Genomic DNA, 2453 nt, shown 5'->3' with positions numbered 1-2453 from the left:
GCCTTGATCTGTTTGATCGTCCACTTGTCCGCGGCCGCGGGATAGGCGACCGCGCGGCGAAGCGTGCCCGAGGGAATGTAGGGGCGTTGCGGCAGCATGAACAGTCGCCTGTCGGCATGAAAATTGACGCTGCCGCCGCCCCACGGCCACAGGCCGGCAACGGCCCGCACCAGCGTCGACTTGCCGGAACCGGATTCGCCAGCCACCAGCACACGCTCGCCCGGTTCGATCGCAACCTCGGTTTCCTTGACCACGGAGGTGCCGTCGTCGAGCGTGACGGAGAGATCGTCGAGGCTGAGCATCGCACCGTCTTCGGTTTCGCCGTGCTGGATGCGTCCGAGCGCGTCGCTCTGCTCCGCACGCTCGAGCCCGTCGAGCGACATCATCAGCGAGGCGATGCGCCGCGCCGAGGCGTTCCAGTCGGCAAGACGCGGGTAGTTGTCGACCAGCCATCCGAACGCGCCCTGCACGATGGCGAAGGCGGAGGCAGCCTGCATCACCTGTCCGAGCGACATCGAGCCTTCGAGGAATTTCGGCGCGCAGAGCAGGACCGGCACGACCGGCGCAAACAGGCTCGACCCCTGCGACACCAGCGCCGTGCGCATGTGCTGGCCCGTCAGCAGCGCCCATTGCCTGAGCACATGACCGAAATTCCTGTCGATGCCGCTGCGCTCCTCCTCCTCGCCGCCAAGCAATGCGATGCTCTCGCCGTTTTCGCGCACCCGCGTCAGCGTGTAGCGGAATTCGGCTTCCGCCTGGTTCTTCTGCTCGGAGAGGCGGACGAAATGCCGGCCGATGACCACCATCGACGTGGAGGTGATGGCGGCATAGATGACCGCGGTGATGACGAGGAAGCCGGGAATGGTCAGGTTTTCGCCACCGATCGGCAAAGTGAGCGCGCCGCCGATCGTCCACAGCACCACGATGAAGGTCGAGGCCGACAGGAACGCATTGAGGACGCCCGAGATGAAATCGACGGGTGACTCGGTGGCGATCCGCAGATCCTCCGTGAGGCGGGCTTCGGGGTTCGAGTGGTCGCCGGCGACGAGATTCAACTGGTAGTAGCGGCCATTGGCAAGCCAGCGTGCGATGACGGCGGTGGTCAGCCAGGAACGCCAGCGGCGCTGGATCGTCATGCGCAGATAGACCTGCGCGACCACAAGGCCCGCGCTTCCAGCGACGAGCGGCAGGAATATGGCGCTAAGCACATAGACGGTGTGGGCGTTGCGTTGCTCGATGGCGTCGAAGAAGGAGCGGTTCCAGACGTTGATCCCGTATTGAAAGCCGACATTGACGCAGATCAGGATCAACAGCCCGATCGTGAGCGGCCAGGCAAGCCCATCGCCCCGCCTGGCCCAGTAGCCGCGCCCGCTGATCCAGAAACGCCGCAGCAGGTATTTCCGGCGCGCCTGCTCGGCTTCTTCGGGCGTCAGTTGCGGATCCGGCTCGACAGCCTCCGGTGGCGGTCCCGGCTGGCCGTCGACCTCGGGGGCAGCTTCGGCAGTCGGCGGTTTTTTTTCGCGCAGATCCTCGTGGCGCGGCCTCTGGTCACGCGGCGCTTGCTGTCGCGGCTTCAAGGCACCGCGCGGTTTGATGCCGTCGGCCTGTTTCAATTTGGGTTTCGCCTCGGACATACGCTCCGACAACGACCTCAAAATCAAAAGGTTTCACGACGACAGCCGATATCAATGCGCAGTGCCGTAGCCGGCTCCAAAAACCTTTTCGCCGCCGATCCAGACGCCCTTCGGGTCGAGATCGTCCGACAGCGCGACAATATCCGCAGCCGTGCCGTTGGCGAATCGGCCAAGCCGGTGCGACTGGCCGATTGCTTGCGCCGGATAGAGCGAAGCCATGCGCAAGGCCTCGGAAAGCTCGACCCCGATGACGCGGTGGGTGAAACGAATGGCCGAGATCATGTCGAGATCGGCGCCCGCCAGCGTTCCGTCGCCGAGCCGCAGGCTGCCATGCCTGCGATAGATGGTACGGCCGTTGAGCGTGAACGACGTCATGTCGGTGCCGATTGTCGCCATGGCGTCGGTGACCAGAACGATCCTGGCCGGCCCCTGCTTGGCGCGCAGTGCGATCTTGATGGTGGCCGGATCGACATGGATGCCGTCGGCGATGAGACCGGCCGACAAGGTGCCGATGTCGATGGCGGCGCCAGCCAGGCCAGGCTCGCGATTGCCGATCTGGCTCATCGCATTGAACAGGTGGGTAACCATCGAGGCGCCCGCCGCGGCAAAGGCGCTGGCGGTGGCGTAGCCGGTGTCGGAATGGCCAAGGCTGACGATGACGCCGGCCTTAGTCAGCGCCGCGACGCGAGCCGGCTCGACGGATTCGGGCGCGATGGTGGTCAGCAGCACCGGCAGCTTTTGCCGAGCCGCGATCAGCATCGCCTGGTCGGCATCCGTAATCGGCCGGATCAGCGCCGGATCATGCGCGCCCTTGCGGGC

At 65.3% G+C, this 2453-nt stretch carries 2 protein-coding genes; both read right to left on the bottom strand.

Annotated elements, in window-relative coordinates; all coding sequences use genetic code 11:
- Positions 1–1634: ABC transporter ATP-binding protein/permease (locus EN991_RS32255; RefSeq protein WP_127370262.1), on the bottom strand; the 1634-nt coding region annotated here is incomplete at its 3' end.
- Between the two features lie 51 nt (positions 1635–1685).
- Positions 1686–2453 (bottom strand): amidohydrolase family protein (locus EN991_RS32250; RefSeq protein ID WP_164769532.1); only part of this gene is annotated, 768 nt, incomplete at its 5' end.

Origin of the sequence: Mesorhizobium sp. M7A.F.Ca.US.005.03.2.1, from assembly GCF_003997795.1 — a bacterium.
GTDB classification, from domain to species: Bacteria; Pseudomonadota; Alphaproteobacteria; order Rhizobiales; family Rhizobiaceae; genus Mesorhizobium; species Mesorhizobium ciceri.
Note: the sequence above shows the minus strand (reverse complement) of the source record. Positions and strands in the feature narration are given on the sequence as shown.